This is a genomic window from Fulvimonas sp. R45 (assembly GCF_030504985.1).
In the GTDB taxonomy this organism is placed as follows: Bacteria; Pseudomonadota; Gammaproteobacteria; order Xanthomonadales; family Rhodanobacteraceae; genus Rhodanobacter_A.
The window spans coordinates 190,258-204,263 of sequence record NZ_JASERU010000002.1 but is presented as its reverse complement, the minus strand read 5'-3'; the positions used below and the strand labels follow the sequence as shown (position 1 = coordinate 204,263).

Below are 14,006 nucleotides of genomic sequence, written 5' to 3'. Positions count from 1 at the left end.
GTCTATCCGGTCTTTGGCTGGATCGGCGGCGGGCTGCCGCGATCGGTGAAAAACGTCAGTCTACCGCGACCTCGGGGTGCGGCAGCCCCATGCGCTCGATCCGGTCACTGGCGCGGTCGGCGGCCTCCGCGTCCGCCAGCGGCCCCAGCCGCACCCGGCGCACGCGGTGACCGCCCACGTCGGCGTCGATCACCTGCACCGGGGCCAGGTTGGCCTGGCGCAGCTGCTGCGCCACGCGCTCGGCATTGGCGGGATCGGCGAACGCGCCCACCTGCAGGTAGATGCCGGGACGGGCGGCCCCGCCTGTGACCACGGGCGGCAGCGGCAGTTCCCGCACGCCGCCCGACGGGTCGATGCCCTGCACCTCCACCAGCCCGGTGCCCTTGGGCCAGATGCCGATGCGCACCGCGGCGGCGTAGGACAGGTCGATGATGCGGTTCTCGTGGAACGGGCCGCGGTCGTTCACGCGCACGACCACGCTCTTGCCGTTGGCCAGGTTGGTCACCCGGGCGTAGCTGGGCAGCGGCAACACCTTGCTGGCGGCGGAGAACTTGTACATGTCGTAGTTCTCCAGGCTCGAGGTCTTGTAGCCGTCGAACTTGTTGCCGTAGTACGAGGCGATGCCGCGCTCGTCGTAGCCGGCCGCGCTGGGCAGCACGCGGTAGGTCTGCCCGCGCACGCTGTAGGGCGACTTGTTGCCGTACAGCGCGCGCGGCTCGGCCTTCGGCACCGGCTCGGGCAGCGTGGCGATGAAGGCCGGCGGCGCGCCGTCCGGGGTGCTGTCGTCGCGGTCGCGGTAGCGGCGATCCTGCGGCAGGCGGGTGTCGTCGTCCACGCCGCGGTGGAACCAGCCGTGGTGGCCGCCCGTGGAGCCGGCGCCCGGGGGGCGCACGGCATGGCGGCCGCCGCAGGCGGCCAGCAGCAGCACGGCGAGCAGCAGGCCCGGCCAGCGCACCGCTTGCCTCATCGGGCGGCGGCCTGCGCCAGCGGCGCATCGCCGTGCACGCCGGCGGCGATCGCCTGGGCCAGCTGGTACACCGCCATGGCGTACAGCGGGCTGCGGTTGTAGCGCGTGATCACCTGGAAGTTGGCGAAGGTGAACCAGTACTCGGCGCCGCGCTCGCCGTCCAGCGTGAGCAGGCTGGTCGGCTGGCCGGGGTTGATCCGCTCCAGCGGGGCGTAGCCCCAGGCTTCCAACTGCTCCAGCGGCCATTGCGGCGCGGCCTGCCAGTCGAGCTTCTTCGCCGCCGCGTCCGGCTGGGCCCGCGCCGCCACCGGGCCGCCGGTCACCCAGCCGTGCCCGGCGAAGTAGTTGGCCACGCTGGCGAGGATGTCCGGCAGCGAGTCGTGCAGGTCGATGCGGCCGTCGCCGTCGGCGTCGACCGCGTAGTCGCGGATGCTGTCGGGCATGAACTGACCCCAGCCCTGCGCGCCGGCGTAGGAGCCGGTGAGCGTGTCCAGCGGTCCGGCCAGCTTGCTCGCCGGCAGTTCCAGCAGGGTCTTCAGCTCGCTGCGGAAGAACGTCGCCCGCGGCGGGTAGTAGAAGCCCAGCGTGACTAGCGCGTCGAGCACCTTGTACCTGCCGGTGTTGCCGCCGTAGGAGGTCTCCACGCCCAGGATCGCCACGATGATTTCCGGCGCCACGCCGTACTTCGCGGCGGTGCGCTCGATCAGCGCGCGGTGTTCGCGGTAGAACGCGATGCCGTCGTCGATGCGCTTGGCGGTGAGGAAGATCGGCCGGTACGCGCTCCACGGCTTGCTCTCGGCCGGGCGGTTCATCGCGTCGAGGATGCTTTGCTGCATCTTCGCACCATCCAGCAGTGCGTTCAGCGCCGCCGGGCTCTGGCCGGTGTCGCGCGCCACCTCGCGCACCAGGGCCTCCTGGCCGGGATGGGTGCCGGCCAGCGCCGGCGCGGCGGCGGCCAGGGCGAGGACGAGGGCCGGCAGGCGGCGTGCGGGTCTCGGGGACATGGTCGGCTTCGCGATCGTGGACGACATCGCGACAAGCCTATCACGCGCCCCGGCGCCTTCCGGGGCGTCGCCGTGGCCGCCGCATGGCAGGCATTCAGTCGTGCATCTTGCGATGCGCGTGGATCGACATCACCACGCCGAAGCCGACCAGCAGCGACACCGCCGAGGTGCCGCCGTAGCTGACCATCGGCATCGGCACGCCGACCACTGGCAGCATGCCGGCGACCATGCCGCCGTTGACGAACACGTAGACGAAGAAGCTCATGCCGATCGCGCCGGCGAGCAGGCGCGAATAGGTATCACGCGCCTGCATCGCGATCCACAGGCAGCGGCCGATGATGAAGGCGTACAGCGCCAGCAGCAGGCACACGCCGACCAGGCCGAATTCCTCCGAGAACACCGCGAAGATGAAGTCGGTGGTGTGCTCGGGCAGGAAGTCCAGCCGCGCCTGCGTGCTGTGCCCGTAGCCCTTGCCGAACATGCCGCCCGAGCCCACCGCGATCTGCGACTGGATGATGTGCCAGCCGTTGCCCAGCGGGTCGGACTCGGGGTTGATCAGGGTCAGCACGCGGTCGCGCTGGTACTGGTGCATGAAATGCCAGGCCACCGGCACCATCGCGCCGACGGCCACCAGCAGGCCGCCGATGCGCCACCAGCCCATGCCGGCCAGGAACAGCGCGAACGCGCCGGCCGCGGCCACCAGCAGCGCGGTGCCCAGGTCCGGCTGCTTGGCGATCAGCACGGCAGGCAGCGCGATCAGCGCGCCCACCGCCGCCATGTCCTTCCAGCTCGGCGGCAAGGGCCGCGCATGCAGGTACCAGGCCACCATCATCGGCATGGTCAGCTTGAGCAGCTCGGACGGCTGGAAGCGCATCACGCCCAGGTCGAGCCAGCGGTCGGCGCCGCGCCCCTCGCCCAGCACCGCCACCACCAGCAGCAGGAAGGTGCTGCCGGCGTACAGCCACGGGGTCCAGTTGCGCAGGCTGGACGGCGGGATGCGCGAGACCAGCAGCAGCAGCGCGCCGCCCAGCAGGAAGCGGCCGGCCTGGCCGCCCACCAGCGACAGGCCGCCGTCGCCCGCGCTGTACAGCGTGGCCAGTCCCACGCAGGCCAACAGCAGCAGGCCGCCGGCCAGCGGCAGGTCGATCCGCGGCCGCGTCAGCACGCGCGCCAGCAGGCGACGCAGGCGGGCCTTCAGGGCGTCGATCTGGTCGATCATGGCGTGTTGTCCACGGGCGGCGGCGCGCCGGGTGGCGGCGCCGAGGTTCGCACATCGGGCAGCGGCGTGTCCGGCGGCGGGTCTTTCTGCGTGGCCAGCCAGGCGTCGAGGATGCGGCGCGCGATCGGGCCGGCGTCGGACGCGCCCCAGGCGCCGGCCTCCAGTACCACCGCCACCGCGATGCGCGGGTCTTCCGCCGGCGCGAACGCCTCGAACCAGGCGCGGTGGCGGCTGGCCAGGTAGGCCAGGTTCTTGTTGGTGTTGTAGGCGTCGGTGGTGCGCGAGTAGCGCTCGGCGGTGCCGCTCTTGCCGGCGATGGTGTAGGGGAAGCCCTTGCCCAGGCCATAGCCGGTGCCGCGCGGGTCGTTCACCACCATCTGCATGCCCTCCTCCACCGCCTTCCAGTGCGCCGGGTTGCTGACCAGCGGGGGACCATCCGGCGGGTTGGACAGCGGCACCGGCTCAGCGGTGCCGCTCTGCTCGGCCATCACCAGCCGCGGCGCGTAGGGCGTGCCGTGGCCGGCCAGGGTGGCGACGGCATGCGCCAGCTGCAGCGGCGTCACCGCCCAGTAGCCCTGGCCGATGCCGGCGATCATCGTCTCGCCGGGATACCACGCCTGCTTGTAGTTCCTGGCTTTCCACGCGGGGGAAGGCAGCACGCCGGCCGCCTCGTTGTCGAGGTCGATGCCGGTGGGCCTGCCGAAGCCGAACCGGCCCATCCACGCGCTGAAGCGGTCGATGCCCATGTCCAGCGCCAGCTTGTAGAAGTAGGTGTTGACCGACCACATGATCGCCTGCCGCAGGTTCACCGTGCCGAAGCCGCCGCGGCGGTCGTCGCGACGGCAGAACGTGGTGCCCGGCAGGCAGAACGTCCCGGTGGAAAGCACCGTATCCTCGGGCGTGCGCAGGCCGAGCTCCAGCCCGCCCAGGGCGAGCAGCGGCTTCACCGTGGAGCCGGGCGGGTACACGCCGCTGACCGCGCGGTTGAACAGCGGCTTGTCCGGCGCGTACAGCAACGCGTGGTAGTCGGCGCGGCTGATGCCGTCGATGAACAGGTTGGGGTCGAAGCTGGGCACGCTGACCATCGCCAGCACCTGGCCGTTGCGCGGGTCGATCGCCACCGCGGCGCCGGGACGGCCGTCGAAGGCCTTTTCCGCCGCCTTCTGGATGCGCGCGTCGATCGACAGGTACAGGTTCTTGCCCGGCACCGGCGCGTGCGTCTCCAGCACACGCTGCACGCGGCCGTTGGCGTTCACCTCGTCCAGCTCGTAGCCGGGCGTGCCGTGCAGCACGCTCTCGTAGGAGCGCTCGATGCCGATGCGGCCCACGTGGGTGGTGCCCTTGTAGCTGGCCTCGTCGAGCTTCTTCAGGTCGTCGGCGTCGATGCGGCCCACGTAGCCCACCACGTGGGCGAACAGCTCGCCCTGCGGGTAGTTGCGGGTGAGGTAGGGCACCACGTCCACCCCGGGGAAGCGCCAGCGGTTGATCGCGAAGCGGTCGATCTCGTCCTCGGTGAGGTGCAGCTTCAACGGCACGCTGTCGAAGCGGCGGCTCTGCTTGACCTGCTTGAGGAAGGTGTCGATGTCGTCCTGGCTGAGCGGCACCACCATGCCCAGCTGGTGCAGCAGCCCTTTCATGTCCTTGACCTGCTCCGGCACCACCTCGAGCCGGAACGCCGGCACGTTGTCCGCCAGCAGCACGCCGTTGCGGTCGTAGACCAGCCCGCGCGGCGGCGGCAGCACGCGCGGCTTGACCCGGTTGTTCACCGAGCGGGTGACGAACTCGTCGTGGCGCGCCACCTGCAGGAACACGTAGCGCCCGACCAGCGCACACAGGCCCAGCAGGATCAGCGCGAAGCCGGTCAGCGCGCGACGGCGGAACAGCGCACTCTCGCTGCGGTTGTCCTTGATCGAGCGGCGCCGTGGCTGCTTCATCGGCACGTCCCGTCCGCGGCGCTCACGACAGCCGCAGCCGGGCGCGCAGGTCGTCCAGCAGCAGGAACAGGAACGGCCACAGCGCGGCGCCCACGAACGGCGAGATCCACCACGTCGCCGGCGGCAGCGATTCGCCCGCGAAGGCGCGCACGACCAGCAGCAGGATGCGGTCATTCAGCAGCAGCGCCAGCACCGCCAGGGTCTGCTGCCACATCGGGAAGAAGCGCAGCCGCGAGCGGAAGCGCAGCGCGATGAACACCAGCGCGGTGAGGCGCAGCGCCTGCTCGCCCAGCAGCACGCCATCGAACAGGTCCGCGCCCAGGCCGAGCAGGAAGGCCAGGCCCAGCGTCACGCCCTCGCCGGATTCCAGCGTCCAGTACAGCAGCACCAGCGCGGGCCAGTACGGCTTGCACGGTTCCAGCACCGCCGGCAGCGGCACCAGCATCAGCAGCAGCGACGCCAGCAGGGTGCCGGCGAACCACCAGCGGGCCAGGCGCACGCGGTTCATCGTGGGGTACCCGCGGCGGGGGCCGGCTTCGCCGGCGGCGGCCCGGCCGGCCGGGCGGGCGCCGGTGCGCTGGACGAAGGCGCCAGCTCCGCCGGCGGCCCCGCCGGCGCGGCCGGTTCGGGCGGCCCGGCCGGCGCGGCCAGGTCGTGCAGCACCAGCACGTCCTGGCTGCGGTCGAGGTCGGCGCTGGGCCGGGCGTGCGCCTCGAGGAACATGCCGGTGGGCGACGGCGCGACCGCCTGCACCTCGCCGACCGGGAAGCCCGGCGGGTAGCGTCCGCCGATGCCGGAGGTGATCAGCCGGTCGCCGGCCTTCACGTCGGCGGCGCGGGGAATGTCGGGCAGGGTCAGCTGGCCGCCGTCGCGCGAGCCGTAGGCCACGGTGCGCAGGCCGGTGCGCTCCACCACCACCGGCACCGCGTCGTCGGGATCGGTCACCAGCATCACCACCGAGGTGGTGGGCAGCACCTGCACGACCTGGCCCATCACGCCGTGCGCGTCGATCACCGGCTGGCCCGGCTGCACGCCCTGGCGCGCGCCCACGTCGAGCAACAGGCGGTGACGGTAGGCGCCCAGGTCCACCCCGACCACGCGCGCCAGCTGCACCTTGAGCTTGAGGCTGTGGCGGGTGTCCAGCAGTTCCTTGAGGCGCTCGTTCTGCTCGGCCACCGCGGCCATGCGGTTGAGCTTGGCGTTGGCCAGCAGCAGGTCCTCGCGCAGGCGCTGGTTCTGTTCGGTGAGGCGCTGGCGGTCGGAGAACGCCACGCCCAGCGCGTGCATGCCCGCGGCCGGCAGGCCGGCCAGCCGGTACAGCGGCTCCACCACCACGGCCGCGCCGTAGCGCACCCGCCACAGCCAGCCGTTGCGGTGGTCGAGCACCATCAGCACCATCGCCAGCGCAAGGTAGAAGATCAGCCGCAGGGTGCCCGCGACCGAACCGCTGAACAGGGGCGAGGAGGACTCCGGACCCATTTAAACAGGCTCAAAAAGGAATGGGCGACGGCCAAGATTACCTGAGCGTGCAAGGGGGCGAGCCCGCATGGCACCACGCGTTCCCCTCCCCCCGCCGGGGAGAGCTCCGCCCTGAGCCGGCCGAAGGGGGCAAAGGGCGAGGGGGCACTCTGGCCTCGGTTTCAGAACGAAGCGCGCTTCGATCAATGTCATGGCGAGCACCCGCCCCTCACCCCGACCCTCTCCCCGACGGGGAGAGGGAGGAAAAACAGGCCCTCGCGGGCGGCCTTCACTCGGGCGCGAAGAAGTCGCTACCGTGCTGGTCGATCAGCTCCAGCGCCTTGCCGCCGCCGCGCGCCACGCAGGTGAGCGGGTCGTCGGCCACCTGCACGTGCAGGCCGGTCTCCTCGGAGATCAGCCGGTCCAGGTCGCGCAGCAGGGCGCCGCCGCCGGTCAGCACGATGCCGCGCTCGGCCACGTCGGAGCACAGCTCCGGCGGGGTCTGCTCCAGCGCCGACTTCACCGCCGCCACGATGCCGGACAGCGGCTCGTGCAGCGCCTCCAGCACCTCGTTGGAGTTGATCGTGAACATCCGCGGCACGCCCTCGGCGAGGTTGCGGCCGGAGATCTCGATCTCCTTCACGTCGGCCTGCGGGAAGGCGCAGCCGATCTCCAGCTTGATCCGCTCGGCGGTGGATTCGCCGATCAGGGTGCCGTGGTTGCGGCGCACGTAGTTGATGATCGCCTCATCGAAGCGGTCGCCGCCCACCCGCACCGATTGCGAATAGACGATGCCGTTGAGCGAGATCACCGCCACTTCCGAGGTGCCGCCGCCGATGTCCAGCACCATCGAGCCGCGCGCCTCGTGCACCGGGATGCCGGCGCCGATCGCGGCGGCCATCGGCTCCTCGATCAGGAACACGTCGCGGGCGCCGGCGCCCTCGGCCGATTCCTTGATCGCGCGGCGCTCGACCTGGGTCGAGCCGCACGGCACGCAGACCAGCACGCGCGGGCTGGGGCGCAGCATGCGCGACTTGTGCACCTGCTTGATGAAGTGCTGCAGCATCGCCTCGGTCATGGTGAAGTCGGCGATCACGCCGTCCTTCATCGGCCGCACCGTGGCGATGTTGCCGGGGGTGCGGCCCAGCATGCGCTTGGCGTCGCCGCCCACCGCCGCCACCGTGCGCGGGCCGCCGGGGCCGCGGTCCTGGCGGATCGCCACCACCGAGGGTTCGTTGAGGATGATGCCCTGGCCGCGCACGTAGATCAGCGTGTTCGCGGTGCCGAGGTCGATGGAGATGTCGTTGGAGAAGATGCCGCGAAACTTCTTGAACATGGGGGTGCGCCGCGCGTCGACCTGGCTAAAAAGTAAGCGCGCCAGTCTAGTCAGCGTGGCTCCGATCCGCAAGGACGCAGACGTTAAGAAAGCCTTGCGGGACGGGACGATAAGCGCATTTCCTGTGGTCCGTGGAGAACTCCGCTGGCGCCCCCATCCGTTCGCGTTGAGCGTAGTTGGCGAAGCTGGCGGAGTCGAAACGCCCGCGCCCTTCGACTCCGTCCCTGCGGGACTACGCTCAGGGAGAACGGCTTAAGGTCCTGGCGCCCCCGGAAGTCGCCAGCGCGGGGCGTTGGCGGTACGATGGCGTCTTTGGGCGTAGCCTGCACTTTGCGGGGCGAGCGTCCGGCTGCGCCGCGCGTGGCCGCCACACCAACCGGGGCCACGTCACTACCATGCCTGCCGTCATCTGCGGATCGCTCGCCTACGACACCATCATGGTGTTCCAGGACCAGTTCAAGAACCACATCCTGCCGGACCAGATGCACATCCTGAACGTGTCGTTCCTGGTGCCGCGGATGCGCCGCGAGTTCGGCGGCTGCGCCGGCAACATCGCCTACAACCTCAAGCTGCTCGGCGCCGACCCGCTGCCGGTGGCCGCGGTGGGCCAGGATTTCGCGCCCTACCGCGCGCACCTGGAGAAGTGCGGCATCCCGCTGGAGCGGGTGCGCGTGTACGAGGACCAGTTCACCCCGCAGTGCTTCATCACCACCGACCTGGACAACAACCAGATCACCGCCTTCCACCCCGGCGCGATGTCCAGCGCGCACGAGAACCACGTGCGCGAGATCCCCGCGATGGACTTCGCCATCGTGGCGCCGGACAGCCGCGAGGCGATGCTGCAGCACGTGGACGAGTTCGCCGCGCGCGGCGTGCCCTTCATCTTCGACCCCGGCCAGGCGATGCCGCTGTTCAACGGCGACGAGTTCCGGGCGATGATCGACAAATCCACCTACGTGATCGTCAACGACTACGAGTCGCAGCTGCTGCAGGCGCGCACCGGCTGGAGCGCGGAGGAGATCGCCGCCCGCGTCGAGGCCTACGTGGTGACGCTGGGCCCGCGCGGCTCGCTGATCCACGCCGGCGGCACCGTGCACGAGATCCCGCCCGCCCGCGAGCGCCGCATCGTCGACCCCACCGGCTGCGGCGACGCGTACCGCGCCGGCCTGATCTTCGGTATCATGAAGGGCTACGACTGGCCCACCGTGGGCCGCATGGCCTCGCTGATGGGCGCGCTGAAGGTGGAGCACCCCGGCACGCAGAACCAGCGCTTCGACTACGCGCAGTTCGCGGCCGAGTTCCAGGACCAGTTCGGCTACGCGCTGGCCTGAGCGCCGGCCGCCGGGAGAACCGCATGTCGCTCGCCGCGGACATCGTGATCGCCGTCATCGCCCTGCTGCACCTGTGGTTCCTGGTGCTGGAGATGTTCCTGTGGGACAAGCCCGCCGGGCTGCGCGCGTTCGGCATCACGCGGGAGTTCGCCACGCAGTCGAAGGTGCTGGCCGCGAACATGGGGCTGTACAACGGCTTCCTCGCCGCCGGCCTGGCCTGGGGCCTGTGGCTCGGCCATGCCGGCACGACGGTGAAGCTGTTCTTCCTCGGCTGCGTGCTGGTCGCCGGCCTCTACGGCGGCCTCACCAGCTCGCGCCGGGTGCTGTGGATCCAGGCGCTGCCCGCCGCGGTCGGGCTGGCGCTGCTGCTCGCTTCCTGATCCCGCATCCCGGTGCCCGCCCATTGAAAAGTGCCGTCCCGGACGGCACCTGACGGGCTTCCCCCTCCCGCCCGCCGCCGTCCCTCCCGGAGTCCGTCATGGCCCGTCGCAAACCGCTCGACCTGTACCGCAACCTCGGCATCATCGCCCACATCGACGCGGGCAAGACCACCACGACCGAGCGCATCCTGTACTACACCGGCAGGAAGCACCAGATCGTCGACGTGCACGACACCAAGGAAGGCAAGGGCTCCACCACCACCGACTACCTGGAGCAGGAGCGCAAGCGCGGCATCACCATCCAGTCGGCCGCGGTGTCGACCGAGTGGAAGGGGCACCAGATCAACCTGATCGACACCCCCGGGCACGTGGACTTCACCATCGAGGTGAATCGCAGCCTGCGCGTGCTGGACGGCGCCGTGGTGGTATTCGACGGCGTGGCCGGCGTGGAGCCGCAGACCGAGACGAACTGGCGCCTGGCCGACCAGTACAACGTGCCGCGCCTGTGCTACGTCAACAAGATGGACCGCATCGGCGCCAGCTTCAGGCACTGCGTGGACGGCATCCGCAACCGGCTGGGCGCCAACGCCCTGCTGTGCCAGGTGCCGCTGGGCAGCCACGACGATTTCATGGGCATGGCCGACCTGATCGCCGGCGTCGGCTATATCTGGCTCGGCGACGACAAGGACAGCGCGTGGGAGACCGTGCCGCTGGACGAGGTCGCCGCGCACCCGCGCGTGCAGGCGCTGGGCAACGCCGCCGACAAGCAGTGGGTGGCCGACCTGGCCAGGCTGCGCGAGCAGAGCATCGAGAGCGCGGTCGAGGCCGATGACGCGGTGATGGAGCACTACCTCGCCACCGGCGAGACGCCTTCGCTGGAGACGCTGAAGCGCTGCATCCGCAAGGGCTGCGTCGCCGGCACGCTGGTGCCGGTGTTCTGCGGCTCGTCCTACCGCAACAAGGGCGTGCAGCAGTTGCTGGACGCGGTGATCGACTACCTGCCCTACCCCGGCGAGAACGGCGGCATCCCGATGGTGGACGAGGACGGCCAGGTGATCGGCGAGCAGGCCGTCACCGACGACGCGCCGGCGCGCGCGCTGGCGTTCAAGGTCATCAACGACCCGTTCGGCACGCTCACCTTCACCCGCGTCTACTCCGGCGTGATCCGCAAGGGCGACACCCTGCTCAACGTCACCCGCGACCGCAAGGAGCGCATCGGCCGCATCGTGGAAGTGCAGGCCAACGCCACCCGGGAGATCGACGAGGTGCGCGCGGGCGACATCTGCGCCTTCGTCTCGCTGAAGGAGACCGAGACCGGCGATTCGCTGAGCGACCCGGCCCACCCCGCCCTGCTGGAGCGCATGCGCTTCCCCGACCCGGTGATCAGCGTGTCGGTGGAGCCGAAGAGCCGCGCCGACGTCGACAAGCTCTCCACAGCGCTCTACAAGATGGTCAAGGCCGACCCCTCGCTGAAGCTGGAGGTGGACAAGGAAACCGGGCAGACCGTGCTCAAGGGCATGGGCGAGCTGCACCTGGAGATCACCATCGACCGCATGCGCACCGAGCTGGGCGTGGACGCCAGCATGGGCAAGCCCAAGGTCAGCTTCCGCGAGGCCTTCGGCAAGCCGGTGGAGCACACCTACACGCACAAGAAGCAGTCGGGCGGCTCCGGCCAGTTCGCCGAGGTGAAGATCATCTTCGAGCCGGGCGAGTCCGGCTCGGGCGTGGTGTTCTCCGACGAGGTGGTGGGCGGCCGCGTGCCGCGCGAATACATCCCCGCGGTGGAGCACGCGATCCGCACCGAGGCGCTGCAGGGCCAGGTGGCCGGCTACGAGGTGCTGGACTTCAAGGCGCGCCTGGTGGACGGCAAGTACCACGACGTGGATTCGTCCGCGCTGGCCTTCGAGATCGCCGCCCGCGCCTGCTTCCGCGAGGCGCAGAAACTGTCGAACCCGAAGCTGCTGGAGCCGGTGATGAAGCTGGAGGTGGTCACCGAGGCCGATTACCTGGGCGACGTGATCGGCGACATCAACCGCCGCCGCGGCTCGGTCAGCGACCAGGGCCAGCGCGGCACCAACGCCTACGTGCAGGGCTTCGTGCCGCTGGCGGAGATGTTCGGCTACATCAACTTCCTGCGCTCGGCCACCAGCGGCCGCGGTAATTTCACCATGGAATTCGACCATTACCAGGAAGTGCCGGCGAACATGGTGGAGAAGCTGATGGAGAAGGAAGCGAAGTAAGCTTCCGCCACGCCCGCGCGGCCCCATGGACCACGCGGGCGCTTCCGCCGCTGTCGCAAGGAACCGTCATGACCGCCCGCCGCCTGCGCTGCGTCCTCGCGCTCGTCCTGCTCGCCGCCGCGCACGCGGCGTTCGCCCAGACGCCTGATACCGTCCAGCTGCAGGACCTCACCTGGACCGAGCTGCGCGACCAGGTGCGAGCCGGCACGACCACGGTCATCATCCCCATCGGCGGCACCGAGCAGAGCGGGCCGTACATCGCGGTGGGCAAGCACAACCGGCGCGCCACGGTGCTGGCCGAGCGCATCGCGCGCGGGCTCGGCCACGCGCTGGTCGCGCCGACCGTGGCCTACGTCCCCGAGGGCGGCACCGCGCCGCCGACCTCGCACATGCGCTTCCCGGGCACCATCACCCTCCCCGACGGCGCGTTCGAGCAGTTGCTGGCGTCGGCCGCGCAAAGCTTCGCCGTGCACGGCTTCCGCACCATCGTCTTCCTGGGCGACCACGGCGGCTACCAGAAGGACCTGCAGCACGTGGTGGCGCGGCTGAACCGGCAATGGGCCGGCACGGGCGCGCGCGCCTTGGCGCCGCCGGAATACTACGCGGCCAGCTCGGCCGGCTACGCCCGGATCCTGCGCCGCCACGGCATCCGCGACGACGAGATCGGCACCCACGCGGGCCTGGCCGACACTTCGCTGCAGCTGGCGGTGGCGCCGCAGATGGTGCGCCTGGACCGCCTGCGCCACGCCCCGAAACCCACCGCCGCGGACGGTGTCTACGGCGGCGACCCGCGCCGCGCCAGCGCCGCGCTGGGCCAGCTGGGCGTGGACGCGATCGTCGCCCGCACGATCGAGGCCATCCGCAGGGACACGGCTGGGCGATAATGCGCCGTTCGCGCCCCGTGCGCGCCCTTGCCCTCCGACAGACCGCCATGACCCCACGCGCCCCTCGCCTCCCCCGGATCGCCCTGCTCGCCGGCCTTGCCCTGGCCGGGCCCGGCGCCGCCTCCGCCGCCGCCGCGCATGCGGTGGCCACCGTCCCCGGCATGCCGCCGGTGCTGAATGCCCACGACATGTACAGCGAGGCCGGCGCCAACCACTTCAGCCCGGCGGTGGCCGGTGCGCTGGCGCGCATCTACGTGCCCAACCTGCGCGGCGACAGCGTCTCGGTGATCGACCCGGCCACCTACAAGGTGGTCGACACCTTCCGCGTCGGCCGCAGCCCGCAGCACGTGGTGCCCTCGTGGGACCTGAAGACGCTGTGGGTCACCAACAATTCCGAGGGCCGCAGCACCGGCAGCCTCACGCCGATCGACCCGAAGACCGGCAAGCCCGGCACGTCGGTCCCGGTGGACGACCCGTACAACATGTACTTCACGCCCGACGGCAGGTACGCCATCGTGGTGGCCGAGGCGCACGCGCGGCTGGATTTCCGCGACCCGCACACGATGGCGCTGAAGTTCAGCGTGAACGCGCCGCAGTGCAAGGGCATCAACCACGCCGACTTCTCCATCGACGGGCGCTACGCGATCTTCACCTGCGAGTTCGGCGGCAAGCTGGTCAAGATCGACATGGTCGACCACAAGGTGCTGGGTTACCTCGAACTGGCCAGGCACGGCATGCCGCAGGACATCCGCGTCTCGCCCGACGGCAAGGTGTTCTACGTGGCCGACATGATGGCCGACGGCGTGTACCTGATCGACGGCGACAGCTTTACCAGGATCGGCTTCATCAGGACCGGCATCGGCACCCACGGCGAATACCCGAGCCGCGACGGCACCAAGCTGTACGTCGCCAACCGCGGCTCCAACAAGGTGCACGGCCCGCGCCACGGGCCGGGCAGCGTGTCGGTGATCGACTTCGCCACGCGCAAGGTGGTCGCCAACTGGCCGATCCCCGGCGGCGGCAGCCCCGACATGGGCAACGTCAGCGCCGACGGCCGGACGCTGTGGCTGTCCGGCCGCTTCGACGACGTCGTCTACGCCATCGACACCGCCACCGGCAAGGTCCGCAAGATCAAGGTCGGCGCCGAGCCGCACGGCCTGGCCGTATGGCCGCAGCCGGGCCGCTACTCGCTGGGACACACCGGCATCATGCGCTGACCGCCCGCCCGGCTTCGATGACCGCGCCGTGCCCGG

Annotated in this window: 12 protein-coding genes; 5 read left to right on the top strand and 7 right to left on the bottom strand. The window is 70.7% G+C overall.

The features are described 5' to 3' along the window. Positions 1–55: 55 nt before the first annotated feature. From QMK61_RS02480 to QMK61_RS02450, 7 genes are all read right to left on the bottom strand, one after another. Positions 56–967, bottom strand: coding sequence for a septal ring lytic transglycosylase RlpA family protein (locus QMK61_RS02480; RefSeq protein ID WP_302070188.1), 912 nt, complete (start codon positions 965–967; stop codon positions 56–58). After that, positions 964–1,971 (bottom strand): lytic murein transglycosylase B, encoded by a 1,008-nt coding sequence (gene mltB, locus QMK61_RS02475; RefSeq protein WP_302070186.1) that lies wholly within the window; start codon positions 1,969–1,971, stop codon positions 964–966. Before mltB ends, QMK61_RS02480 begins: the two co-directional genes overlap by 4 nt. 94 nt (positions 1,972–2,065) lie before the next feature. Continuing rightward, complete coding sequence (rodA, locus tag QMK61_RS02470) at positions 2,066–3,190, bottom strand: rod shape-determining protein RodA (RefSeq protein ID WP_302070185.1); 1,125 nt, start codon at positions 3,188–3,190, stop codon at positions 2,066–2,068. Continuing rightward, positions 3,187–5,124: a penicillin-binding protein 2 gene (mrdA, locus tag QMK61_RS02465; RefSeq protein ID WP_302070183.1), complete on the bottom strand. Its 1,938-nt coding sequence runs from the start codon at positions 5,122–5,124 to the stop codon at positions 3,187–3,189. The genes rodA and mrdA overlap by 4 nt, the downstream gene beginning before the upstream one ends. Positions 5,125–5,146: 22 nt before the next feature. Beyond that, positions 5,147–5,632 (bottom strand): rod shape-determining protein MreD, encoded by a 486-nt coding sequence (gene mreD / locus QMK61_RS02460; protein WP_302070182.1) that lies wholly within the window; start codon positions 5,630–5,632, stop codon positions 5,147–5,149. Then, entirely contained in the window at positions 5,629–6,603 is a 975-nt protein-coding gene (gene mreC, locus QMK61_RS02455; protein ID WP_302070181.1) for a rod shape-determining protein MreC, read from the bottom strand. The genes mreD and mreC overlap by 4 nt, the downstream gene beginning before the upstream one ends. 268 nt (positions 6,604–6,871) lie before the next feature. After that, positions 6,872–7,918, bottom strand: coding sequence for a rod shape-determining protein (locus QMK61_RS02450; RefSeq protein WP_302070180.1), 1,047 nt, complete (start codon positions 7,916–7,918; stop codon positions 6,872–6,874). 395 nt (positions 7,919–8,313) lie between these two features. Here QMK61_RS02450 and QMK61_RS02445 point away from each other — a divergent pair, with 395 nt between their 5' ends. The 5 genes from QMK61_RS02445 (at position 8,314) to QMK61_RS02425 (ending at position 13,970) form a co-directional block, all read left to right on the top strand. Continuing rightward, the gene (locus QMK61_RS02445; protein WP_302070179.1) at positions 8,314–9,249 is read left to right on the top strand and encodes a carbohydrate kinase family protein; all 936 of its coding nucleotides are present in this window, start codon (positions 8,314–8,316) and stop codon (positions 9,247–9,249) included. 23 nt (positions 9,250–9,272) lie between these two features. Further along, on the top strand, positions 9,273–9,629 hold the full coding sequence (locus QMK61_RS02440) for a DUF1304 domain-containing protein (RefSeq protein WP_302070178.1): 357 nt from the start codon (positions 9,273–9,275) through the stop codon (positions 9,627–9,629). 98 nt (positions 9,630–9,727) lie between these two features. Then, entirely contained in the window at positions 9,728–11,869 is a 2,142-nt protein-coding gene (fusA, locus tag QMK61_RS02435; RefSeq protein ID WP_302070177.1) for an elongation factor G, read from the top strand. Positions 11,870–11,937: 68 nt separating this feature from the next. Further along, positions 11,938–12,753 (top strand): creatininase family protein, encoded by an 816-nt coding sequence (locus QMK61_RS02430; protein WP_302070176.1) that lies wholly within the window; start codon positions 11,938–11,940, stop codon positions 12,751–12,753. 47 nt (positions 12,754–12,800) lie between these two features. Next, positions 12,801–13,970 carry a hypothetical protein gene (locus QMK61_RS02425; protein ID WP_302070175.1) on the top strand — a complete coding sequence of 390 codons (1,170 nt, stop codon included), beginning with the start codon at positions 12,801–12,803 and terminating at the stop codon, positions 13,968–13,970. Positions 13,971–14,006 lie beyond the last annotated feature (36 nt).